This is a genomic window from Demequina soli, from assembly GCF_000971195.1.
GTDB lineage: Bacteria > Actinomycetota > Actinomycetes > Actinomycetales > Demequinaceae > Demequina > Demequina soli.
This window is the reverse complement of sequence record NZ_BBLZ01000001.1, coordinates 555,958-578,740: the sequence shown is the minus strand read 5'-3', so window position 1 is coordinate 578,740 and position 22,783 is coordinate 555,958. Positions and strand designations below refer to the sequence as shown.

20 protein-coding genes are annotated in these 22,783 nt (G+C 72.8%); 15 read left to right on the top strand and 5 right to left on the bottom strand.

Annotated features, from left to right (window positions below; translation table 11 throughout):
• The first annotated feature begins 37 nt into the window (after positions 1–37).
• The 5 genes from AOM04_RS02765 (at position 38) to AOM04_RS02745 (ending at position 6,838) form a co-directional block, all read left to right on the top strand.
• Complete coding sequence (locus tag AOM04_RS02765; RefSeq protein ID WP_062461889.1) at positions 38–1,615, top strand: ABC transporter substrate-binding protein; 1,578 nt, start codon at positions 38–40, stop codon at positions 1,613–1,615.
• Positions 1,616–1,697: 82 nt separating this feature from the next.
• Positions 1,698–2,705: an ABC transporter ATP-binding protein gene (locus AOM04_RS02760; protein WP_062461886.1), complete on the top strand. Its 1,008-nt coding sequence runs from the start codon at positions 1,698–1,700 to the stop codon at positions 2,703–2,705.
• Positions 2,702–3,760: an ABC transporter ATP-binding protein gene (locus AOM04_RS02755; protein WP_062461883.1), complete on the top strand. Its 1,059-nt coding sequence runs from the start codon at positions 2,702–2,704 to the stop codon at positions 3,758–3,760. Before AOM04_RS02760 ends, AOM04_RS02755 begins: the two co-directional genes overlap by 4 nt.
• 16 nt (positions 3,761–3,776) lie before the next feature.
• On the top strand, positions 3,777–5,447 hold the full coding sequence (locus AOM04_RS02750; RefSeq protein WP_062461880.1) for an amidohydrolase: 1,671 nt from the start codon (positions 3,777–3,779) through the stop codon (positions 5,445–5,447).
• Between the two features lie 23 nt (positions 5,448–5,470).
• Positions 5,471–6,838, top strand: coding sequence for an aspartate aminotransferase family protein (locus AOM04_RS02745; RefSeq protein WP_062461877.1), 1,368 nt, complete (start codon positions 5,471–5,473; stop codon positions 6,836–6,838).
• A 234-nt stretch (positions 6,839–7,072) separates the two neighbouring features.
• On the opposite strand, the gene pdxR is transcribed toward AOM04_RS02745, so the two are convergent.
• Together pdxR and AOM04_RS02735 are read right to left on the bottom strand one after the other, a co-directional pair.
• Positions 7,073–8,614, bottom strand: coding sequence for a MocR-like pyridoxine biosynthesis transcription factor PdxR (pdxR, locus tag AOM04_RS02740; protein ID WP_062461874.1), 1,542 nt, complete (start codon positions 8,612–8,614; stop codon positions 7,073–7,075).
• A 24-nt stretch (positions 8,615–8,638) separates the two neighbouring features.
• On the bottom strand, positions 8,639–9,373 hold the full coding sequence (locus AOM04_RS02735) for a TSUP family transporter (protein WP_062461871.1): 735 nt from the start codon (positions 9,371–9,373) through the stop codon (positions 8,639–8,641).
• Positions 9,374–9,592: 219 nt separating this feature from the next.
• Here AOM04_RS02735 and AOM04_RS02730 point away from each other — a divergent pair, with 219 nt between their 5' ends.
• On the top strand, positions 9,593–10,327 hold the full coding sequence (locus tag AOM04_RS02730) for an SDR family NAD(P)-dependent oxidoreductase (protein ID WP_062461866.1): 735 nt from the start codon (positions 9,593–9,595) through the stop codon (positions 10,325–10,327).
• Between the two features lie 196 nt (positions 10,328–10,523).
• Complete coding sequence (locus tag AOM04_RS02725; RefSeq protein ID WP_062461863.1) at positions 10,524–11,465, top strand: FKBP-type peptidyl-prolyl cis-trans isomerase; 942 nt, start codon at positions 10,524–10,526, stop codon at positions 11,463–11,465.
• A gap of 53 nt (positions 11,466–11,518) precedes the next feature.
• Here AOM04_RS02725 and AOM04_RS02720 read toward each other — a convergent pair whose 3' ends face one another.
• Together AOM04_RS02720 and AOM04_RS02715 are read right to left on the bottom strand one after the other, a co-directional pair.
• Entirely contained in the window at positions 11,519–12,739 is a 1,221-nt protein-coding gene (locus tag AOM04_RS02720) for an AI-2E family transporter (RefSeq protein ID WP_062461859.1), read from the bottom strand.
• Positions 12,736–13,332, bottom strand: a complete 597-nt coding sequence (locus AOM04_RS02715; RefSeq protein WP_062461857.1) for an HdeD family acid-resistance protein — start codon at positions 13,330–13,332, stop codon at positions 12,736–12,738. Before AOM04_RS02715 ends, AOM04_RS02720 begins: the two co-directional genes overlap by 4 nt.
• Before the next feature lie 229 nt (positions 13,333–13,561).
• On the opposite strand from AOM04_RS02715, the gene AOM04_RS02710 reads away from it, so the two are divergent.
• Positions 13,562–14,005: an Lrp/AsnC family transcriptional regulator gene (locus tag AOM04_RS02710; protein WP_062461854.1), complete on the top strand. Its 444-nt coding sequence runs from the start codon at positions 13,562–13,564 to the stop codon at positions 14,003–14,005.
• A gap of 6 nt (positions 14,006–14,011) precedes the next feature.
• On the opposite strand, the gene AOM04_RS02705 is transcribed toward AOM04_RS02710, so the two are convergent.
• Complete coding sequence (locus AOM04_RS02705; protein ID WP_062461851.1) at positions 14,012–15,529, bottom strand: dolichyl-phosphate-mannose--protein mannosyltransferase; 1,518 nt, start codon at positions 15,527–15,529, stop codon at positions 14,012–14,014.
• A 63-nt stretch (positions 15,530–15,592) separates the two neighbouring features.
• On the opposite strand from AOM04_RS02705, the gene rsmI reads away from it, so the two are divergent.
• From rsmI to AOM04_RS02670, 7 genes are all read left to right on the top strand, one after another.
• The gene (gene rsmI / locus AOM04_RS02700) at positions 15,593–16,432 is read left to right on the top strand and encodes a 16S rRNA (cytidine(1402)-2'-O)-methyltransferase (protein WP_369401307.1); all 840 of its coding nucleotides are present in this window, start codon (positions 15,593–15,595) and stop codon (positions 16,430–16,432) included.
• Entirely contained in the window at positions 16,429–17,286 is an 858-nt protein-coding gene (locus tag AOM04_RS02695) for a M15 family metallopeptidase (RefSeq protein ID WP_062461845.1), read from the top strand. The genes rsmI and AOM04_RS02695 overlap by 4 nt, the downstream gene beginning before the upstream one ends.
• Positions 17,287–17,364: 78 nt before the next feature.
• Complete coding sequence (metG, locus tag AOM04_RS02690; protein ID WP_062461842.1) at positions 17,365–19,152, top strand: methionine--tRNA ligase; 1,788 nt, start codon at positions 17,365–17,367, stop codon at positions 19,150–19,152.
• Between the two features lie 3 nt (positions 19,153–19,155).
• Complete coding sequence (locus AOM04_RS02685) at positions 19,156–20,004, top strand: TatD family hydrolase (RefSeq protein WP_062461838.1); 849 nt, start codon at positions 19,156–19,158, stop codon at positions 20,002–20,004.
• 126 nt (positions 20,005–20,130) lie between these two features.
• Positions 20,131–20,985 (top strand): aggregation-promoting factor C-terminal-like domain-containing protein, encoded by an 855-nt coding sequence (locus AOM04_RS02680; protein ID WP_174447656.1) that lies wholly within the window; start codon positions 20,131–20,133, stop codon positions 20,983–20,985.
• Positions 20,952–21,848 (top strand): 16S rRNA (adenine(1518)-N(6)/adenine(1519)-N(6))-dimethyltransferase RsmA, encoded by an 897-nt coding sequence (gene rsmA, locus AOM04_RS02675; RefSeq protein WP_228373591.1) that lies wholly within the window; start codon positions 20,952–20,954, stop codon positions 21,846–21,848. Before AOM04_RS02680 ends, rsmA begins: the two co-directional genes overlap by 34 nt.
• On the top strand, positions 21,845–22,777 hold the full coding sequence (locus AOM04_RS02670; RefSeq protein ID WP_062461832.1) for a 4-(cytidine 5'-diphospho)-2-C-methyl-D-erythritol kinase: 933 nt from the start codon (positions 21,845–21,847) through the stop codon (positions 22,775–22,777). Before rsmA ends, AOM04_RS02670 begins: the two co-directional genes overlap by 4 nt.
• Positions 22,778–22,783: the final 6 nt, after the last annotated feature.

Sequence of the window (22,783 nt, the reverse complement as noted above, 5' to 3'; positions counted from 1 at the left end):
GCATCGTCCCACCCCCATCCAAGGAGGAACCCGCATCATGAGGACCATCACCCGAGGGATCGCCGCCACCGCCGGCGTCGCCGTGCTCGGACTCTCCCTCGCCGCCTGCGCGAGCGGCGCCGACACCGGCGCGCAGGGCTCGAGCTCGCCCAAGGCGGCGGTCGAGGGCGGCGCGCTCGTCTACGCGACCGACGTGCAGCCGATCACCGGCGGCCTGGACCCGTACCTGGCCACGGCGTTCGCGAACATGAACGCGACCGTCCAGATCTACGAGCCCCTGCTCGCGAAGGACGCCGACGGCACGATCATCCCGTGGCTCGCCTCGTCGTGGGACCAGGTGGATGACACGACGTACACGTTCACGCTGCGCGATGGCGTCACGTTCTCCGACGGCTCGCCGCTGACCGCCGACGACGTGGTCTTCTCGATCGAGCAGATGCGCTCCTCGGCCGCGGGCGCCGCGAACTTCGCCACGCTCGGCGAGGTCACCGCGCTCGACGACGCGACGGTCCAGATCACCACGGTGGCCCCCGACGCGACGCTGCTCAACGTGCTCGCCTACCGCGGCTCCGCGATCGTGAGCAAGGCCTGGTACGAGTCCACCTCCGAGGAGGACCGCCAGACGACGGCGATGGGCACCGGCCCGTTCGTGCTCGACACGTGGACCGACCAGGTCTCCATGACCTTCACCGCCAACAAGGACTACTGGGGCGGCGCGCCGTCGGTCGACTCGCTCGAGTTCGACTTCATCGGCGACGAGAACGCGCGTGCCGCGCAGCTGCGCCAGGGCTCCGGCACCGACATGGCATGGTTCCGCGACCCGACGCAGGTCGCCTCGCTCAAGGACGAGGGCTACACCGTCGGCGAGAACGCCGCCACGCGCTCGCTGACCATGTACGTCAACGCCTCGTCGGGCCCGCTCGCCGACGTCAAGGTCCGCCAGGCCGTCTCGAAGGCGATGGACCGCCAGGCCCTCATCGACTTCGCGATGGGCGGCATGGCCGAGCCCAGCCTCGTGGTCCCCGTCGGCGACCCGTCGGGCATCGCGCCCGACGCCGACACCCCGAACTACACGCACGACGTCGAGGGCGCGAAGGCGCTGCTCGCGGAGGCGGGCCAGACGAGCCCGACCATCACGCTGACCTACGCGTCCGACGCGGCCTTCGCGCTCGACGTGCCGATGGTCGAGGTGCTCCAGCAGCAGCTCGCCGAGGCGGGCATCACGCTCGAGCTCGTCGGCAAGCCGTGGACCGAGGTGCTGCAGTCCTACATCGGCGGCTCGTGGACCGACCTCGTGCTGGTCCCCGGCGTCTACCAGCCGGACCCGGCCTCGTACTTCTCGACCATCCTCACGCCGGGCCTGCCGATGGTGACCACGGTCACCGCCGACTCGCCCGAGGTCGCGCTGTACATGCAGCTGCGCTCCACCTTCGACGAGGCCCAGCGCGAGGAGATCCTCGCGCAGCTCGAGGACACCGTCGCCGAGAACGTCGACGTGCTCGTCGCCTACACCGGCCCGCAGCGCTACGAGGTGTGGGGCGACACGGTGACCGGCTACGAGGTCGACCCGTTCACGTACCGCGAGGGCCTCGTCTCCACGTCGAAGACCTCCTGAACCCCTCCCGGCGGGCGGCCTCCCACCGCCCGCCGGGAGACCCCCGATCCACCCACCCGCACCTCAACCCGAGGAGGACGCCATGACCGCGACGATCGCCACCACCGACGCGCTCGCCGTCGAGGACCTCACCATCAGCTACGGCGCCGGCATCCCCGTCGTCACGGGCGTCGACCTGCGGGTCGGCCCCGGCGAGATCCTGGGCGTGATCGGCGAGTCCGGCTGCGGCAAGTCGAGCATCGGCTTCGCGGTGCTCGGCCTGCTGCCCGCCAGCGCCGTCGTCGACGCCGACCGCCTCGACGTCGGCTCGCACGGCATGCTGGAGGCGGACGAGGCCGACTGGAACCAGGTGCGCGGCCGCGTCGCCTCGATGGTCTTCCAGGAGCCCATGTCGGCCCTCAACCCCTGCATGCGGGTCGGCGCGCAGATCGCCGAGGTGCTCCTGGTGCACGGCCTCGCCGACAAGCAGGCCGCCCACGCCCGCGCCCTCGAGCTGCTGCGCATGGTGCAGGTGCCCGAGCCCGAGCTGCGCGCCAAGCAGTTCCCCCACCAGATGTCCGGCGGCATGCGCCAGCGCATCGTCATCGCGATGGCCATGGCCGCCAACCCGCGGCTGCTCGTCGCCGACGAGCCCACCACCGCGCTCGACGTCACCGTCCAGGCGCAGATCCTCGACCTGCTCGACCGGATGCGCCGCGAGACCGGCGCGGGCGTGCTGCTCATCAGCCACGACCTGGGCGTGATCGCGCAGACCTGCGACCGCGTGGTGGTGATGTACGCCGGCGAGATCGTCGAGGAGGGCGAGCCCGCCGAGGTGCTGGCGCGCCCGTCCCACCCGTACACGGCGGCGCTCGTCGCCTCGATCCCCACGACCACGACGCCGGCCCGCCAGGACCTGCCGATGATCCCGGGCGGCGTCCGGGACGCCGACCGCGCGACCGCCGGCTGCCGGTTCGCGGCACGATGCGCCTTCGCGACCGAGCGGTGCGCCTCGCCCCAGGCGCTCGTCGAGATCGCCCCCACCCACACGGCGCGCTGCTGGCGTAGCGCCGAGCTCGACCTCACGACCACGACGGAGGCGACGGCATGACCCTCACGGACCTCTCCCTCACCCCCCGCCCCGAGGCGGCGGCGGACCCCCTCATGGTGCTCAACGGCATCCGCCAGGAGTTCCCCGCCGCGGGCGGCCGCACCGTGCACGCGCTCGACGGCGTCACCCTCGAGGTGCAGCGCGGCGAGACGCTCGGCATCGTCGGCGAGTCGGGCTGCGGCAAGTCGACGCTCGCCCGCGCGGCGCTGCTGCTGCGCCGTCCCACGGCGGGCGAGATCCGCTTCGACGGCAAGGACGCGCTCGCGATGCGCGGCGGCCGCCTCCGCGCCCACCGCCGGCGCGCGCAGATGGTGTTCCAGGACCCCAACGACTCGCTCGACCCGCGCTACAAGGTGCTCCGCTCCGTCATGGAGCCGCTGCTCGCGGCCGGGGTGCCGCGCGGCGAGGCGAAGCAGCGGGCGCTCGCGGCCCTCGAGGCCGTCGGCGCCCCGGACGGCGCCGCCGACCGCTTCCCCCACGAGTTCTCGGGCGGCCAGCGCCAGCGCATCGCGATCGCCCGCGCGATCGCGACCGAGCCCGAGCTGGTGATCCTCGACGAGCCCACGAGCGCGCTCGACGTGTCCATCCAGTCGCAGATCCTCAACCTGCTGCTCGAGCTGCAGGAGAGCAAGCAGCTCACCTACATGTTCATCTCGCACAACCTCGCGGTGATCCGCCACCTGTCGCACCGCGTCGCCGTGATGTACCTGGGCCGCGTGGTCGAGGTCGGGCCCGCCGCGCAGGTCCTCGCCGACCCGCTGCACCCGTACACGGCCGCGCTGCTGTCGGCCGTGCCGGACCCCGACGCCGGGCCGCGCGAGCGGATCATCCTGCAGGGCGACCCGCCGAGCCCCACGCAGCGCGCCGCCGGGTGCGCGTTCGCGAGCCGCTGCTGGCTCGCCACCGAGCAGTGCCGCACCGAGGCCCCGCCGCTGGTCCACACCGACGTCGCGGCCAACCCGACCGGCGGCCACCTGGTCGCCTGCCACCGTCCCGGCGAGGGGCAGGAGGCGTTGCGCCTCGGCCTGCACCCCGCATCGTCCACCACCGTCTGACAGAAGGAGCACCACCATGACCGACCAGGTCACCATCCTCACCGCGAAGCTCGTCCGGACCATGGACGATGCGGTCCCCACCGGCACCGCCGTCGCCGTGCGCGGCGGCACGATCCTCGCGGTCGGCACCCCCGAGGTGCTGCTCGCGACCTACCCTGGCGCCGAGGTCGACGACCGCTACGCCGACCAGGTCCTCGCGCCCGGCTTCGTCGAGGCGCACTCGCACATGGGCGGCGTCATGGAGAGCCCGTTCTACCTGGGCTACTTCCCGCGCATGACGCCTGAGGGCACCCCGCTGCACGGCGCGCAGTCCTGGCAGGGCGTGCTCGACGCGCTCAAGGCGTGGGACGCCGAGCTGCCGGAGGGCGAGGTGCTCAGCGCGCGCGGCCTCGACATGCTGTTCTTCCCGGGCGAGGCGCTCGACCGTCACGCGCTCGACTCGGTGAGCGCCACCCGCGGCATCTACGTGATCCACGCGAGCGGCCACGTCGCCACCGCCAACTCGGTGCTGCTGGAGAAGGCCGGGTACGGCGCCGACACCGAGGTCGAGGGCGTCGTCAAGGGCGAGGACGGGCTCCCGACCGGCGAGCTGCAGGAGATGGGCGCGATGATGGCCGTGATGCAGGCCCTGGGCATGGACCTCTCGAAGGGCATGACGAGCGAGAAGGGCATGTACGACTTCGCCGCCGACGCCCGCAACCACGGCTGCACCACCGCGACGGACCTCGCGAGCTTCGACGCCGTCCGCCCGGGCGGACTCGACCTCCTCACCGAGGTGACCTCCCGCGAGGACTTCTCGCTGCGCCTCGTGCCGGCCACGTTCGGCGGCATGACGAAGTCCGCCGAGGAGGCCGAGGGCCTCGCCGCCGTGGTGAGGTCCGTCCAGGGCAAGGGCAACCCGAAGCTCCACCTGGGCACGGTCAAGCTCATGCTCGACGGCTCGATCCAGCAGCACACCGCGAAGCTGCAGGACCCGGGCTACGTGTGCGGCCACGACGACGGCATCTGGAACACCGACGCCGAGACGTTCCGCGCGCAGGTGAGCGCGTTCCACAAGGCTGGCCTCAACATCCACGTGCACTGCAACGGCGACGAGGCGACCGAGGTCTTCTGCGACGCCGTCGAGTCGGTGCTCGCGGAGTCCCCGCGCTGGAACCACCGCCACACGGTCACGCACTCGCAGCTCACCACGCGTGCCCAGTACAAGCGCATGGCGGAGCTGGGCATGGGCGCCAACATCTTCTCCAACCACATCTGGTACTGGGGCGACCAGCACATCGACCTCACCGTCGGCCCGGACCGCGTGCAGCGCATGAACGCGGCCCGCACCGCGCTCGACGCGGGCGTGACCATCGCCCTCCACTGCGACACCCCGGTGACGCCGCTCGACCCGCTGGCCACCGCCTCGTACGCGGTCGAGCGCCGCACCCCGACCGGCCGCTCGTGGGGCGACGCCGAGCGCATCTCCGTCAAGGAGGCCCTCGAGGCGATCACCATCGGCCCGGCCTACCTGCTCAAGCTCGACCACCTCATCGGCTCGATCGTGCCCGGCAAGCACGCGGACTTCGCCGTGCTCGACCGCGACCCGTTCGAGGTCCTCGAGGCCAAGGAGCTGCGCGACATCACGGTGCTCGGCACCGTCGTCGGCGGCGTCCACTTCCCGTCCCCGGTCGCTGCGGCCGTCTGACCCGCCCCCACAAGGAGACTGAGATGCCCATCCCGAACGACCCCGCCGGCGCGGAGACCTACGTCCTCGACCGCGCCCACGTGTTCCACTCGTGGTCCGCGCAGAAGAGCCTCGACCCCATGGTGATCACCGGCGGCGAGGGCTCCTACGTGTGGGACGCCGACGGCACCCGCTACCTCGACTTCTCGTCGCAGCTCGTCTACACGAACGTGGGCCATCAGCACCCGAAGGTCGTCAAGGCGATCCAGGAGCAGGCCGCGACCCTCGCGACCATCGCGCCCGCGCACGCCAACGACAAGCGCGCCAAGGCCGCGGCCCTCATCGCGGGCCTCGCGCCCGAGGGCATGGAGAAGGTGTTCTTCACCAACGGCGGCGCCGAGTCCATCGAGAACGCCATCCGCATGGCGCGCCTGCACACCGGCCGCACCAAGGTCATGTCGCAGTACCGCAGCTACCACGGCTCCACCGCGACCGCGATCCAGGTCACGGGCGACCCGCGCCGCTTCCCCAACGAGTTCGTGCCCGCCGGCACGGTCCACTTCTTCGGGCCGTTCCTCTACCGCTCCGTGTTCAACGCGACCACGGAGCAGGAGGAGTGCGAGCGCGCGCTCGACCACCTCGAGCAGATGATCACGTTCGAGGGACCGGGCACCATCGCGGCGATCGTGCTGGAGACGGTGCCGGGCACGTCGGGCATCATGCCGCCGCCGCCGGGCTACCTCGCGGGCGTCCGCGAGCTGTGCGACCGGTTCGGCATCGTCATGATCTGCGACGAGGTGATGGCCGGCTTCGGCCGCACCGGCGCCTGGTTCGCGATCGACCACTACGGCATCACCCCGGACCTCATCACCTTCGCCAAGGGCGTGAACTCCGGCTACGTGCCCATGGGTGGCGTCATCATCCGCGACGAGATCGCGGCGACCTTCGACGAGCGCGCCTTCCCGGGCGGCCTCACCTACTCGGGCCACCCGCTGGCCGCGGCGGCCGCCGTCGCGACCATCGAGGCGATGCACGAGGAGGACGTGGTGGGCAACGCGGCCCGCGTGGGCGCGGAGGTCTTCGGGCCCGAGCTGCGCGCGCTCGCCGAGCGTCACCCCTCCGTCGGTGACGTCCGCGGCCTGGGCGTGTTCTGGGCGCTCGACCTGGTCAAGGACCGCGAGACCAAGGAGCCGCTCGCGCCCTACGGCGGCGCGTCCGCGGCCGTCACCGGCGTGCTCGGCGCGGCCCGTCAGGCGGGGCTGCTGCTGTTCAACCAGTTCCACCGGATCCACATCTGCCCGCCGTGCAACATCTCCGACGAGGAGGCCCGCGCGGGCATCGCGATCCTCGACGAGGCGCTCGAGGTGGCCGACGCCGCGTACGAGGGGGTGCTCGAGCCCGCGTTCGCGTAGGGACGATGCGTGGGGCGGGGCCGGCGACGGTCCCGCCCCGTCGCGCGTCCGGGGGCGGGTCGCCGGAGGTGCGCGTGACCGTGCCCCACACGCGCACCCGAGTGGAACGTTTCAGTTCTGCAACTCGCGCGGCAAAGCGCGACCAGGGCGCCGCGCACTGCAGATCCCGTGTGGATAGGGGTCGGCGCGGGGCGCAGCGCGGGGCGCAGCGCAGCGCGCCGGAGGACGGCGCCGCTACTCGGCCATCTGCTCCCGGATCGCCTCGCCGAGCAGCTCGATGCCGCGGGGGATCGCCTGCAGCGAGATCGCGTTGAAGCCCACCCGGATGTGGCGCCGCTCGGCACCCTCGAGGAAGAAGCGCTCGCCCGCGTCGACCAGGACGCCCCTGCGCCGCGCGAGCTCCGCGACGCGCGTGCCGTCGAAGCCCTCGGGCCCGGTCACCCACACGCTCAGCCCGCCCGCGGGCACGGGCGGCAGCGGGAACGGCAGGTGCCGCTCGAGCTCCTCCATCACCACCTCCCACTTGCGCACGAGGTGGCGGCGGTGCTGGCGCAGCGCCCGGTGGTACTCGCCCGACTCGATGAACAGCCCCAGCGCGCGCTGCAGGTGGCCCGAGGGGTGCTTGGTGAGGTAGCGCCGGCGCTGCCGCAGCGCCGCGATGAGCGCCGCATCGGCCACCACGAAGCCCAGCCGCAGGCCGGGCGCCACGAACTTCGAGAAGGTGCCCACGTAGATGACGCGGCCCGTGCGGTCGAGCGACTTCAGCGACGGCGTCGGACGGCCCTTGAAGCGGACCTCGGAGTCGAAGTCGTCCTCGATGATGAGCGCGTCCTCCGACTGGGCCGCGCGCAGGATCGCGGCGCGCCGCGCGTACGAGGTCGTGACCGACGTCGGGTGATGGTGGCTCGGGGTGAGGTAGACGAACTCGGAGCGCGCCGCATCGGCCTTCGACACGCGCGCGCCCGAGGCGTCGACCTCGATCGGGTGCAGCGTCGCGCCCGCGTTGCGGAAGATGTGCCACGCGTCCACGTAGCCGGGGTTCTCGACGCTGACGGTGGTGCCGGGCTCGATGAGCAGGTCCGCGAGCAGGGACAGCGCCTGCTGCGCGCCGTTGGTGACGATCACCTCGGACGGGCTCACCGACATCCCGCGCGGGGGCAGGATCTCGCGGCAGATCGCCTTCACCAGGAGCTCGTCGTCCGCGTCGACCGAGTCGCGCAGGCTCGCCGCCATGTGCGGCCCGGCGAGCGCGTCGTTGAGCGTGCGCAGCCATGCGCGCGCGGGGAAGCTGGACAGCTCCGGCTGGCCGGGCAGGAACGGGAACGGGTAGCGGTTCCAGTCGGGGTGGGCGGCGGCGTGGTGCAGGTCCTCGCCGAGCGGGCGGGGCAGGCGCGCCTGCCAGTCGACCTGGCCGGTCGGGACGGCCCGGTGGTGCGGTGCGCGGGCCGGCTGGGGGGTGGACGATGCGGCGGGCTGGGCCGTCGCGAGACGCTCGGCGGCGGGGTAGAGGCCGGATCGCGGGCGGGACTCGATCAGCCCCAGCGCGGTCAGCTCCTGGTACGCGGCCGACACGGTGTTGCGGGAGACGCCGAGCACGCCCGCGAGGTGACGCGACGACGGCAGCGGGCGGTGCGGCTTGAACCGGCCCTCGAGCAGCGACTGCTCGAGGAAGCGGCGCACCTGCTGGAACAGCGGCTCGCGGCTCTCGGGGTCGAGGTACTGGCGGGCGCGCGCGCCGAACGCCTCGTCGGCGTCGAGGTCACGCTCGATCGTCATGGGGGGCTCCCGTGGGGTCAGGGGTCATGCGAGCAGCCCGCGCGCGGCCAGCACCGCGCCCGACACCAACGACAGCACCAGCGACGCGGTCCGCACGGTCCCCGGGGGGATCCGTCGGACCAGCGGCACGGCGACGGCGGCGCCCACGAGGACGGCCGGTGCGAGCGCGAGCCCCGACAGCGCGTCGAGCCCGAGCGGGCCCGCGCCGGCCCTGCCCGCGGCCCAGGATAGCGACACGAGGGACAGCACCGAGGTCACGGCGAAGTACGCGGACAGCGTCGCGCGCATCGTGCGCACCTCGGCGGGACGGTAGACCACGGCCATCGGCGGGCCGGGGAGCGCGGCGATCGGGGTGAGCGCCCCGCCGAGCCCGCCGGCCAGCGCGACGGTGCCGGGCGTCATGCGCGCGCGCCACGTCGCGAGCGACAGCGCGGACGCGACGACCACGACGAGCCCGACGACCACCTGGGTCGCCGCGGTCGGGGTGACGGACGCGATCACGGTGCCGGCGACGATGCCGGGCAGCGCGGCGACGGACGCGCATCCCAGGTCGCCCCAGTGCAGCCAGCGCCGCTCGGTCCACGCGGCGACGATCATCACCACGACGGTGATCGCGAGCACCGCGCCGATGCCCAGCTCGGGGGCGACGAGCACGAGCAGCGGCACCGCGACGATGCCGAAGCCCATCCCGGTGGCCGACTGCACGATGGTCGCGACCACGACGACGGCGGCGGCCGCCGCCCACGCGAGCGCGGTCATCCGTTCCTCCGAGGCATGGATCGATCCTGCTGGCCCCCGCGCGCGAGGGCCAGGTCCACGGCGCGCGCTTCCCGGGGGCCAGGCGTTACGTCGAGGAAACACGGTGGCCCCCTCGTGACCGGCCCCTCTGGACCTGGCTGGGAGGTCCCCGGCCAGTCCATAGTGGTGCCATCGCCGCCGGGCCCCCGGCAGGCACCCCCCTACGAACGGAGAGCAGCAATGGCACAGCGCACGGCGGTCGTCACCGGAGCGAGCAGCGGGATCGGCGCGGCGAGCGCGCGCGCCCTGGCGGCCGACGGCTGGCACGTGATCGTGGGCGCGCGCCGCGTGGACCGCATCGAGGCCCTCGCGGAGGAGATCGGCGGCACCGCGATCGCGCTCGACGTGACCGACGAGTCCTCGGTCGAGGCGTTCTGCGCCGCCGTCGACACGTGCGACCTGCTGCTCAACAACGCGGGCGGCGCGTTCGGCGCGACCTCGATCGCGGACGCCGACGTCGACGAGTGGCAGGCGATGTACGACGTCAACGTGCTCGGCACGCTGCGCATGACCAAGGCGCTGCTGCCCAAGCTCATCGCGTCGGGCGACGGCCAGGTCATCACCATCGGCTCGATCGCCGCGCGCGAGCCCTACAAGGGCGGCGGCGGCTACAACGCCGCCAAGCACGCGGTGGCCGCGCTCACGCGCGTGCTGCGCATCGAGCTGCTCGGCCAGCCGGTGCGCGTGTGCGAGATCGACCCGGGCATGGTCGAGACCGAGTTCTCGCTCGTGCGCTTCGGCGGCGACGAGGACAAGGCCGCCAAGGTCTACGAGGGCCTCACCCCGATGGGCCCGGGCGACATCGCCGACGCCGTCCGCTGGGTCGCCTCGCGCCCCAAGCACGTCAACATCGACCAGATCCTCATGCTCGCGACGGCCCAGACCTCGGCCCAGGTCGCGCATCGGGAACTCTGAGCAAACTCCCAGGGGCGCACGGGGGGTCGCGCTTCGGCGTGCGGGTACCCTGGATCGGTGCCCGCGTGCGAAGGTCACGGCCGCGTAAGGATGCGGCCGGTCCGGGAACCCGCGCGGACTCCCATCGGTTACCCGGTCGACCCCCCGTGTGTCGCGCGCCGCCGCGGCGGACGCAGCCCACACCCCTAGGAGATTCATGAAGAAGAACGTGATCGCAGGGGCCATGCTCGGCACCCTCGCCGTGCTCGGCCTCGCCGCGTGCAGCCCCGCCTCGGACGCGAACCCGTCCGCCTCGGCCTCGGCCGCCGCGGACACCTCCGCCGCGGACTCGGCGGCGCTCGAGTCCATCCAGTGGACGGACAAGGACGGCGTCCCGGCGCTCACGTTCGACACCCCGCTGACCGTCGGCGACGTCGCCACGCGCCATGTCGCGGACGGCGACGGCGCGGTGATCGAGGCCGGCCAGAACGTCAGCCTCGACTACGTCGTGTACTCGGGCGACGACGCGTCGCAGATCTACTCGACCTACGACGCGGGCACCCCCGAGGTCGTCACCATGACCGAGGGCCAGGTGGTCCAGGACCTGTACGACCAGCTCGTGGGCCAGAAGGTCGGCACGCAGCTGCTCTACGTCTACCCCGACACCTCGAGCGAGACGGGCTCCGCCGTGGTCATGGCCGTGACCGCGACCAAGGCCGTGACGCCGCTCGACCGCGCCACCGGCACCGCCGTGACGCCCAAGGACGGCCTGCCCACGGTCACGCTCGACGACTCGGGCAAGCCCTCCATCGACTTCTCCACCGTCGACAAGAAGCCGTCGGACCTGGTCTCCCAGACCCTCATCGAGGGTGACGGCGAGACCGTCAAGGACGGCGACCAGATCACCGTGAACTACACCGGCTGGATCTGGAAGGGCGACCAGTTCGACTCGTCGTGGGACGCCGGCCAGACCGCGTCGTTCACGCTCGCGAGCGGCTCGCTCATCGACGGCTGGGTCAAGGGCCTCGCGGGCCAGAAGGTCGGCAGCCAGGTGCTGCTGGTCATCCCGCCGAGCCTCGCCTACGGCGACCAGGAGTCGGACACCATCCCGGCGAACTCGACCCTGGTCTTCGTGGTGGACATCCTCGCGAAGAACTAGCGCGCACAGCACGAAGGGCCCCGCCGTCGGCGGGGCCCTTCGTCGTTCGTGGGTCAGGCGTCGGGGGACGATGCGGTCGCGGCCTCCGCGTCGCCGTCGCCGGGTGGCGTGGGCGCGGCCGCGCTCGCCGCGTCGATCGCGACCACCTCGTAGGTGCGTCCCGAGTTCTTGACGATCGCGGTGATGAGCGCCGCGATGGGCAGCGCCATGAACGCGCCGAGCGGGCCGGCGATGGCGCCGCCGGCGAGCGCGCCGCCGAACGCGATGGCGCCGTTGAGCTCCATGCTCTGCGACGAGAAGCGCGGGCTCAGCCAGTAGTTCTCCGCCTGCTGGTAGACGATCACCCAGGCGAGCATGATGATCGCGGGCACGAGGCCCTGCACCGCGAGGATGATGACGATGGGCAGCGCGGCGCCGAGGTAGGTGCCGATGAACGGGATGAACTCCGACACGAATCCCATGAACAGCGCGAGCGGGATCGCGTAGACCAGCGGCAGCCCGACCAGCAGCATCACCACGAAGCCGAGGCCGCCGCACACGCCCATGAGCAGCACGCGCGAGTAGAAGTAGCCGCCCGTCTGCTGGATGGAGGTGTCGGCGATCCACGCGAACGTGCGCTGGCGTGCGGGGGGCATGCGGGTCATGAGCGCGTGCATGATCTGCGGCCACTGGGCGGCGATGTAGAAGGCGAACGTCGCGACGGTGAAGACGTCGAAGACGATCCCGATGCCGGACGTGACGATGCCGAACGCGTTGTCCGCCCAGCCCAGCAGCGTCTGCATCACGTTGTCGACGCCCGTGTTCGTGGAGCTCGTGTCGATGGGCACGCCGAGCACGGACCGGCTCCACTCGCTCAGCGCGCTGGTCCAGCCGGGGAGGTTCTCGCGCACGGACTCGGCGAAGCGCGCGATCGCGGGGATCAGCACGGACACCATGAACACCACGACCACGACGGACGCGAGGTACATGAGGCCCACGGCGGCGCCGCGGCGCATGCCGTACCGCCGGTGCAGGCTGGTGACGCCAGGCATCATGGCGAGCGCGATGAACAGCGCGAACACGATGAGCCCGAGCAGGTGCCGCATCTGGAAGGCGGCCCACAGCACGAGCAGGACCAGCAGGACGATGCGCACCGCGCGCCACATCGACCGGCGCACCACCGCGTCGATCCACGCGGGCGCGGGCTCCTCCGCGCGCCGCGCCGCCTCGTCGGCGGCGGCCCGCGCCACCTCGGGCGGCATCGGCTCGCGGTGCTCGGCGGCGTCGGCGCTCATCGGGAGCCCTCGAGCCCGCGGCCGAGCGTGAAGGCGCGCACGAGGCCGACGATGCCGAGCAGCACGAACACGAAGCCCGCGATCCACACGAGCACGGTCGCGGTGATGGCGGGCGAGGCGAGGACCACGATGCCGGCGAGGACGCCGATGGTGCCGTAGGCGATCGCCCATCCGCGCGAACGGGCCCTGCCGGACTCGACGAGCACCATGATGCCGTCGATGATCCAGCCGAGGCCGATCGTGATCGCGACCACGAGCAGCAGCACGGCGGCCGAGGCCTCGAGGTTGCGCAGCATCACCACGCCGGCGACGAGCATGAGCAGGCCCAGGATGATGGCGAGCGTGCGATGGCTGCCCGTGAGCGACGTGCCGAGCACGCCCATGGCGATGCGCACCACGCCCGCGAGGAGGAAGTAGACGCCCATGAGCGCGGCGGCCGCGGCGAGCGTGTGGCCGGGCCACACGAGCAGCGCGATGCCCACGCCGAGGGCGATGACGCCGAGCACCGCGAACACCACGCGCACCGCGGTGACGGCTCGGGAGGTCAGCTCCGCCGGGTCCATCTCGAAGCTGAACTGCCTGGTCTCCTGCATGACGGCTCCTCTCGCGCCCCGCGCGCGCGGGGTGGCTGCTCTCACGCTACCGTCGGCGCGGCGCCGCGTGACGGACCCGGGATCCGGCCGGTACGAGGGGTGCCGGCGCCGCCTCGGGGTGCCCACCGCCCGGGGCCTACGTGAGAACCGTGACGGATTTGTGCCGAACGCGCCGATTACGTGCGAGGATGGACCTCCGGATGCAGGTTGCTTGCGAGGGGGGAGAAGAATGTCGCTCGACGACCTGGACCGAAGGATCATCGACGAGCTGCGGCGGGACGGCCGCGCGAGCTACGCGGAGATGGGCCTGCGCATCGGCCTGTCGCCCTCCGCGGTGAAGCGTCGCGTCGACCGGATGGTCGCGGAACGCGTGATCCAGGGGTTCCATGTGAGGATCGATCCCGCGCTCGACGGCGCGGGCACCGAGGCGTACGTCGAGGTGTTCTGCACGGGCACGGTCGGACCCGAGGAGCTGCGTCGCATCCTCGCGTCCATCCCGAACGTCGTCGAGGCGTTCACCGTGACGGGGCAGGCGGACGCCATCGTGCGGCTGCGCGCCGCGACCATGGCGGACCTCGAGGAGGCGCTCGAGCGCGTCAGGCTCGCGCCGCAGGTCGACAAGACCCGCAGCGCGATCATCCTGTCGCGGCTCGTGGAGAGCCGTCAGGCCTGACGCGGATCAGATCCAGCTCGGCAGCCACATGTGGGTCTGCCAGTACCGGAACGGGATCGGCGTGCCCACCCACAGCGGGATGAAGAAGCCGGACACCACGAGGATCGCCGCCACCGCGCAGCCGACCGCGATCGTGCCGCCGCGCGACCACCCGCCCTCGAGCCGGTCGGGCTGGGCGACGCGCCGCATCGCCCACACGAGCGTGAGGATCATGAACGGCATGAACGCGACCGAGTAGAACGTGAAGATGGTGCGGTAGGCGTACGGCAGCCACGGCAGCCAGCCCGCGAGCACGCCGGCGGAGACCGACAGCGCGAGGACGTCGCCGCGGCGGATCACGCGCCACAGCGCCCACGCGAGCGCCGCGGTCGCGAGCCACCAGATGAGCGGGTTGCCCAGCGCGTGGATCGCCGAGACGCATCGCGCCGCGCCGCAGTCGGCGTCGGGCACGTCCTCGAAGTAGAAGGCGGTCGGGCGCCACTGCACCAGCCACAGCCACGGGTTCGACATGTAGTTGTGCGGCGTCGTGAGCCCGGTGTGGAAGACCCACATCTGCTGGTGGTAGTGGATCAGCGAGTTGAGGGCGTCGGGCAGCCACGTCACGCCCTCGCCGGGGTGGGACTCCGCCCAGTGGCGGTCGTACGAGCCGTTGGTGAGGAACCAGTTCGCCCACGTCCCGACGTACACGACGGGCGCGATGACGACGGTGGCGAGGCCCGCGGGGAACGCGCTCGCGAGCGTCCCGGTGAACCACCGGGTCGCGCCCAGCTCCCGGCGCGCGACCGCGTCCCACACGACGGACAGCACCAGCAGCACCGCCGCGAAGTAGAAGCCGTTCCACTTCACCGACCCCGCGAGCGAGAACGCCAGGATCGCGCCGAGGCGCCACCACCGGATCCCGGTGAGGGGACCGATGCCCGGGAGCGGCGCATCGTCCGCCAGCCCGAGCATGGTGCGCTCCTCGGCGGCTCCGGTCTCGAGCCGCACGCGCGTCCGGTCGCGGTCGACCACGAGCAGCCAGAACCCCAGGCCGACGAAGAAGGCGAGGAAGCCGTCCAGGAGCGCGGTGCGCGACAGCACGATCGCCTCGCCGTCCACCGCGACGAGCACGCCGGCGACGCCGCCCCACAGCGTCGAGCGGAACAGGCGGCGCGCGGCGAGCGCGATCAGGACGGCCAGCAGCGAGCCCAGGACGGCCCCGACCGCGCGCCACCCGAACGGCGAGTTGCCGAACAGCTCGATGCCGAGCGCGATGAGCAGCTTGCCCACCATCGGGTGGACCACGAAGTCACCCTGGGCGGTGAGGCCCGAGGTGTCACCCGTCGCGAACAGGGAGTCGTCGCCCGTCCACTTCCCCTCGTACCCGAGCTCGGTGAGGGAGAAGGCGCCGCGCGCGTAGAACACCTCGTCGAAGACGAGCGCGTGGGGCTGCGACAGCGAGGCGAGCCGGAGGATGGCGGCGAGCACGCCGACGCCGGTCGCCATGAGGGCGCCGCGCCAGCGCCACAACGTGGCGAGATTCACACGCGAAGCCTATCCGCGCGGGCTCCGGGCCGGATGCGGCACGGCGTGTGCGAAAGTGGGGGCATGACAGGACGGATCGTGCTCGCCGCGACGCCCATCGGCAACGTCGGCGACGCGTCCGATCGGCTGCGCGAGGCGCTCGCGACCGCCGACGTGGTCGCCGCCGAGGACACGCGCCGCCTGCGCGACCTCGCCGGGCGCCTCGGGATCCGCATCGCGGGCGACACGGTCGCCCACCACGACCACAACGAGGGCGACTCCGCCGCCGCGCTGGTCGAGCGTGCCGCCGCGGGCGACACCGTCGTCGTGGTGTCCGATGCGGGCATGCCGGCCGTGTCCGACCCGGGCTTCCGCGTGGTCGAGGCCGCCGCGGCGGCCGGCGTCGACGTGACCGTGCTGCCCGGACCTTCCGCCGCGCTCGCCGCGCTCGCGCTCTCCGGGCTGCCGACCGACCGCTTCGCGTTCGAGGGCTTCCTGCCCCGCAAGGGCGGCGAGCGCGCCGCCCGGCTCGCGTCCCTCGCCACCGAGGACCGCACGCTCGTCTTCTTCGAGGCGCCGCACCGGCTCGCGGCGACGCTGACCGCCATGGCCGAGGCGTGGGGAGGGGAACGCCGCGCCGCCGTCTCGCGCGAGATCACCAAGACGTACGAGGAGACCCGCCGCGGCACGCTCGCCGAGCTCGCCGGCTGGGCCGTCGCGGAGGAGCCGCGCGGGGAGATCGTCGTCACCGTGGCCGGCCGCCCGGCCGAGGCCCCCGGCGTGCCCGCCCTCGTCGCCGAGGTCCTCGCGCGCGTCGCCGCCGGCGAGCGGGCCAAGGCCGCCGTCAACGACGTCGCCGCGACCGCCGGCGTGCCGAGCCGCGAGCTGTACGCGGCCGTCCTCGCGGCACGGGCCTCGGGATGACCGCGGGCGAGGCGGCGCGACCGCGGGTCCCCGCCGTCACCGTCGCCGTCGCCTGCTTCGCGCTCGGCATCATCGCGGGCGCGTTCACCGACCAGTGGAACGCGTCCCGCGCGATCCCGGTCGCGACGGAGAGCCCCGCCCCCAGCGCCACCCCCGTCGCGAGCGCGTCGCCGACGCCCGCCGCGAGCGCGTCCCCGGTCGCCGGCGTCGCCTCGGCCGCGCCCGACGCGACCGCGGCCGCCGCGGTCACGCCTCCCCTCGACCTCACGGCCCACAGCGTCGACGATCCGGGCTCCGTCTGGGTGGTGGTGAACAAGGTGCGGCCGCTCGACCCGCAGGACTACGCGCCCGACGACCTGCAGGCGGTCGCGGACGTGCCCGGCGGGGCGACGATGCGCGCCGACGCCGCCGCGGCGATGACCGCCCTCCACGCGGAGGCCGTCGACGCGGGCGCGGGCTTCACCATCACCACCGGCTACCGCGACCACGACCTGCAGGCCTCTCTCTACGACGGCTACGTCGCCGATCGCGGCCGGGAGGCCGCCGACATGTTCTCGGCGCGGCCGGGCTACTCCGAGCACCAGACCGGCCTCGCCGCCGACATCCAGGCGGACGGCTGCCGCCTCGAGGCGTGCTTCGCGGACACCGCGGCCGGACGCTTCGTCGCGGCGCACGCGTGGGAGCACGGGTTCATCGTGCGCTACCCCGACGACGAGCGGGACGTCACCGGCTACATCTACGAGCCGTGGCACCTGCGGTTCGTCGGCGTCGAGCTCGCCACGTGGATGCACCGGGCGGGGGAGACCACCCTCGAGCGCGTCTTCGGGCTCGACCCCGCGCCCGACTACCGCTGACGGCCCCGCCGCGCCCCGCATCGTCCCCCGGCCGGACGGCCCACGGGGGCACCTCCCGCGAACACTAGGATGGACGCCATGTCACGCATCCTGTCCGCGGTCGCCTGGCCGTACGCCAACGGCCCCCGTCACATCGGCCACGTCGCCGGCTTCGGCGTCCCCTCGGACGTCTTCTCCCGGTACATGCGCCTCGCGGGCCACGACGTGCTCATGGTGTCGGGCACCGACGAGCACGGCACCCCGATCCTCGTGCAGGCCGAGGGCGAGGGCGTGACGCCGCAGGAGCTGGCGGACCGCTACAACCGCGTGATCGTCGAGGACCTCACCCAGCTGGGCCTGTCCTACGACCTCTTCACGCGCACCACCACGGGCAACCACTACGCCGTCGCGCAGGCCATGTTCAAGGCCGTGCACGCGAACGGCTACATGATCTCGGAGACCACGCGCGGCGCGATCTCCCCGTCGACCGGCCGCACGCTGCCCGACCGCTACATCGAGGGCACGTGCCCGATCTGCGGCTACGACGGCGCGCGCGGCGACCAGTGCGACAGCTGCGGCAACCAGCTCGACGCGATCGACCTCAAGAACCCGCACAGCCGCATCAACGGCGAGACGCCCAAGTTCATCGAGACCGAGCACTTCTTCCTCGACCTGCCGGCGCTCGTCCAGCCGCTGACCGACTGGCTCGGCTCGCGGCACGGCTGGCGCCCCAACGTCATGAACTTCTCCAAGAACCTGCTGGCGGACGTGCGCCCTCGCGCGATGACCCGCGACATCGACTGGGGCATCCCTGTCCCGCTCGAGGGCTGGGAGGACAACCCCGCCAAGCGCCTCTACGTGTGGTTCGACGCGGTCATCGGCTACCTCTCGGCGTCCATCGAGTGGGCGCGCCGCGAGGGCGACCCCGACGCGTGGCGCCAGTGGTGGAACAACCCCGAGGCCCTGTCCTACTACTTCATGGGCAAGGACAACATCACCTTCCACTCGCAGATCTGGCCCGGCGAGCTCATCGCTGCCAACGGCCGCGGCGCGCGCGGCGGCTCGCTCAGCGAGTTCGGCGACCTGCAGCTGCCCACCGAGGTGGTCTCGAGCGAGTTCCTCACCATGGAGTCCGCGAAGTTCTCAAGCTCGCGCGGCCACGTCATCTACGTGCGCGACATGCTGTCGCGCTACCAGCCCGACGCGCTGCGCTACTTCATCGCCGTCGCCGGCCCCGAGACCTCGGACGCCGACTTCACGTGGTCCGAGTTCAAGCGCCGCAACAACGACGAGCTGGTCGCCGGCTGGGGCAACCTGGTCAACCGCACCGCGTCCCTGCTGCACAAGAACGTGGGCGAGATCCCCGCGCTCGGCGATCTGCAGGACGTCGACCGCGCCGCGCTCGCGGCCTCCGAGGGCGCGTTCGCGACCGTGGGCGATCACATCCGCACGCAGCGCCAGCGCGCCGCGATCTCGGAGACGATGCGCGTGATCGGCGACGCGAACAAGTACCTCGCCGACACGGCGCCGTGGAAGCTCAAGAACGAGGACCCCGAGCGCATGCGGACCGTGCTCGCCGTCGCGGCCCAGCTCGTGTCGGACGCGAACACGATGATGTCGCCGTTCCTGCCGCACAGCGCGCAGCAGGTGCACGAGGCGCTCGGCGGCACCGGCGTGCTCGCGCCCATGCCGCAGATGAACGAGGTCGACGACCTCGACCTCGCGGACCGCCACTACCCGGTGATCCAGGGCGACTACCGGTCGGTGGCCGGCTGGGGCCGCACCGACCTGGTCGCGGGCACCGTCGTCCCGGCGCCGTCGCCGATCTTCCAGAAGCTCGACGACGAGATGGTCGAGGCCGAGCTCGAGCGCATGGCGGACGAGTAGCCGATGCGGGACGGAGCCTGGCCGCCCGCGCCGGAGGCGCTGCCGGTCGCCGTGGTGGACAACCACACGCACCTGGAGCACCCGGCGGGCGACCCGGAGCTCACCGTCGAGCGGCGCCTCGCGGACGCCGCCGCGGTGGGCGTGGACCGCGTGGTCCAGGTGGGATGCGAGCTCGAGTCGGCACGCTGGACGGCGTCCGCGGTGGAGACGTACCCGTCGATGCTCGGCGCGATCGCGCTGCATCCGAACGAGGCGCCGCTGCACGCCGCCGGCACCCACGCGTCGGGGGTCTCCTACGACGACGCGCTCGCGGAGATCGCCTCGCTCGCGCGGGCGGACCGGATCCGCGCGATCGGCGAGACGGGGCTGGACTTCTTCCGCACCTCGGAGGGCGGACGCGACGCGCAGGTGCGCTCCTTCCGCGATCACATCGCGCTCGCGAAGGAGCTGACGCTGCCGCTCCAGATCCACGACCGTGACGCCCACGCGGAGGTGCTCGACGTGCTCGCGCGCGACGGCGCCCCCGACGTCACCGTGTTCCACTGCTTCTCCGGTGACGCCGGCATGGCGCGCGTGTGCGCCGACCGCGGCTACTACCTGTCGTTCGCCGGCACCGTCACCTTCAAGAACGCCGAGGGGCTGCGGGCGGCCCTCGCCGTCACGCCGCTCTCGCGCGTGATGGTCGAGACCGACGCCCCGTTCCTCACGCCGCACCCGCACCGCGGCGCCCCCAACGCCCCCTACCTCGTGCCGCTGACGATGCGGACCGTCGCGAGCGTCCTCGACGTCGATCTGGGGGTCGCCTGCGCGACGATCTCGGAGACGTCCGAGGCCGTCTATGGTCCCTGGTAGACGGGGGTCTGTGGCCTTTCTCACAGGACCTTGGCCTCAAGCCGGGTTGGACATCGCCGTTATCAATATGAGACAAAGGGCTCCAGAACGAGCGGCTCCGACGGGGTCGCGAGACGAGAGGACCACGTGAGCTACCGACGTACCAACCCCGTGCCCGGAGGCCGCCGCGAGCGGCGTGTCCGGCGCGGCGCGCGGACCCGCGTGCTGACGCAGGTCGGCGTCGCCGTCGCCGTCGGCTCCTTCGCGGTGGGCTCCATCGCAGCCGCCGCCGTGCCGTCGCTCGACGACCCCCAGACCAACGTGACCGCCGCCGACCTGGCGGCCCTGCCCGAGATCGCGACCGACAAGGCCGACGGCTCCGTCGTCAAGACGGAGACCAAGGAGGTCTCCATCAAGCAGGGCTCGGTCAAGCAGGACGACCCCGACCTCGACAAGGGCACCACCGAGGTGGTGACCGAGGGCAAGCCCGGCTCGCAGGTCGTGACCTACGACGTGACCTACGTGGACGGCAAGGAGGTCTCGCGCGTCGAGACCCTCAAGCTCACCGTCGCGCAGCCGGAGGACAAGGTCATCGCCGTCGGCACCAAGGAGCAGCCGGACCCGGCGACCACCACGACCGACAGCACCGCCTCGGGCTCGAGCTCGTCGTCCGTGCCGGCCGCCGCCGCCGTCTCGCCGGGTACCGCCCGCGCGCTCGGCCAGCAGATGGCCGCCGACATGTACGGCTGGACCGGCTCCGAGTGGTCGTGCCTCGACGCGCTGTTCGCCCGCGAGTCAGGCTGGAACCCGAGCGCGTACAACGCGGGCTCCGGCGCCTACGGCATCCCGCAGGCGCTGCCCGGCTCCAAGATGGCCTCGGCCGGCGCGGACTGGCAGACCAACGCGGCGACCCAGATCCGCTGGGGCCTGGGCTATATCAGCGCCCGCTACGGCACGCCGTGCGGCGCGTGGGGCCACTCGCAGTCGACGGGCTGGTACTGACCCCGGTGGCGAGCCTCCTGGGTCCCACCGACATCCGCCTCCTCGCGCAGTCGCTCGACACGGCTCCCCACAAGAAGTGGGGACAGAACTTCGTGGTCGACGCCGGCACGGTGCGCCGCATCGCGCGCCTGTCCGGCGTCGGTCCGGGCGACCGCGTGGTCGAGGTGGGTCCGGGGCTGGGCTCGCTGACGCTCGCGCTGCTCGAGACGGGCGCGGACGTCACCGCGGTCGAGATCGACCCGGTGCTCGCCGCCGCGCTGCCGTCGACGGTGGCGGAGCGCGCCCCCGAGGACGCCGACCGCTTCGACGTCATCCACCAGGACGCGCTGCGCGTGGAGAGCCTGCCCTCGGAGCCCCGCGCGCTCGTCGCGAACCTGCCGTACAACGTCTCGGTGCCGGTGATCCTGCACTTCCTCGAGACCTTCCCCACGCTCGAGCGCGTGCTCGTCATGGTGCAGGCCGAGGTCGCGGACCGTCTCGCGGCGCCGCCCGGCTCGCGCACCTACGGCGTGCCGTCGGCCAAGGCCGCCTGGTACTGCGACGTGCGCCGCGCCGGCGACGTGGGCCGCGCCGTGTTCTGGCCGGTCCCGCGCGTCGACAGCCGCCTCGTGCTCATGGAGCGTCGTGAGCAGCCCGGCACCACGGCCAGCCGCGAGGAGGTGTTCGCGGTGATCGACGCGGCCTTCTCGCAGCGACGCAAGGCGCTGCGCGGCGCGCTGTCCGGCATCGCCGGCTCGGCCACCGCGGCGGAGGCCGCGCTGCGCGCCGCGGGCATCGAGCCCCTCACGCGCGGCGAGCAGCTCACGGTCGAGGACTTCTCACGCATCGCCGAGGCCCTGTCCTCTGGCACAGTGGAGGCATGACCCGCACCGTCCGCGCGAAGGCGCCCGCGAAGGTGAACCTTCAGCTGACCGTGGGTCCACCGTCCTCGGACGGCTACCACCCGCTCGTCACGGTCTTCCAGGCGCTCGACCTGTGGGAGACCGTCGAGGCCACGCCTCGCACGGACGGCGAGATCACGCTCGCGCTCGAGGTCCCCGCGGGGGCACCCGTCGACGCGACCCGGGTGCCGCTCGACGAGTCCAACCTCGCGTGGAAGGCCGCCGCGCTGCTCGCGCGCACGTTCGGCATCGACGACGGCGTGGACCTGCGCATCGTCAAGGGCGTGCCGGTCGCCGGCGGCATGGCGGGCGGCTCGGCCGACGCGGCCGCCGCGCTCGTCGCGTGCGCGGAGGCGTGGGACGCCGGCGCGACGCGGGCCCAGCTCGCGACCCTCGCCGCCCGGCTCGGCGCCGACGTGCCGTTCAGCCTGCACGGCCACACGGCGGTCGGCCTCGACCGGGGGGACCGGCTCACGCCCGCGATGACCCACGGCGAGTTCCACTGGGTGCTCGCCACCCAGTCGGAGGGGCTGTCGACCCCGACGGTGTTCGCGGAGCTCGACCGCCGGCGCGCCGCGCGCGAGCAGGCGACGTCGGACTTCGAGGTCGACGGCGCGCTCATGCGTGCGCTCATGGCCGGCGACGCGGTCGCGCTCGGCCAGGCGCTCACCAACGACCTCGAGGGGCCCGCGATGTCCCTCATGCCGCGGCTCGAGGCGGTCCTCGACGCGTGCGACGCCGCCGACGCGTGCGGCGCGATCGTGTCCGGCTCCGGGCCGACGGTCGCCGCGCTCGCGCGCTCGCGCCAGCACGCGCTCGCGATCGCCGCGCACCTCAAGGCCGCGAAGGTGGCCGATGCGGTGGTCACCGCGTCGGGCCCCGCCTCCGGCACCGTGGTGGTCGCCGACTAGCGACCC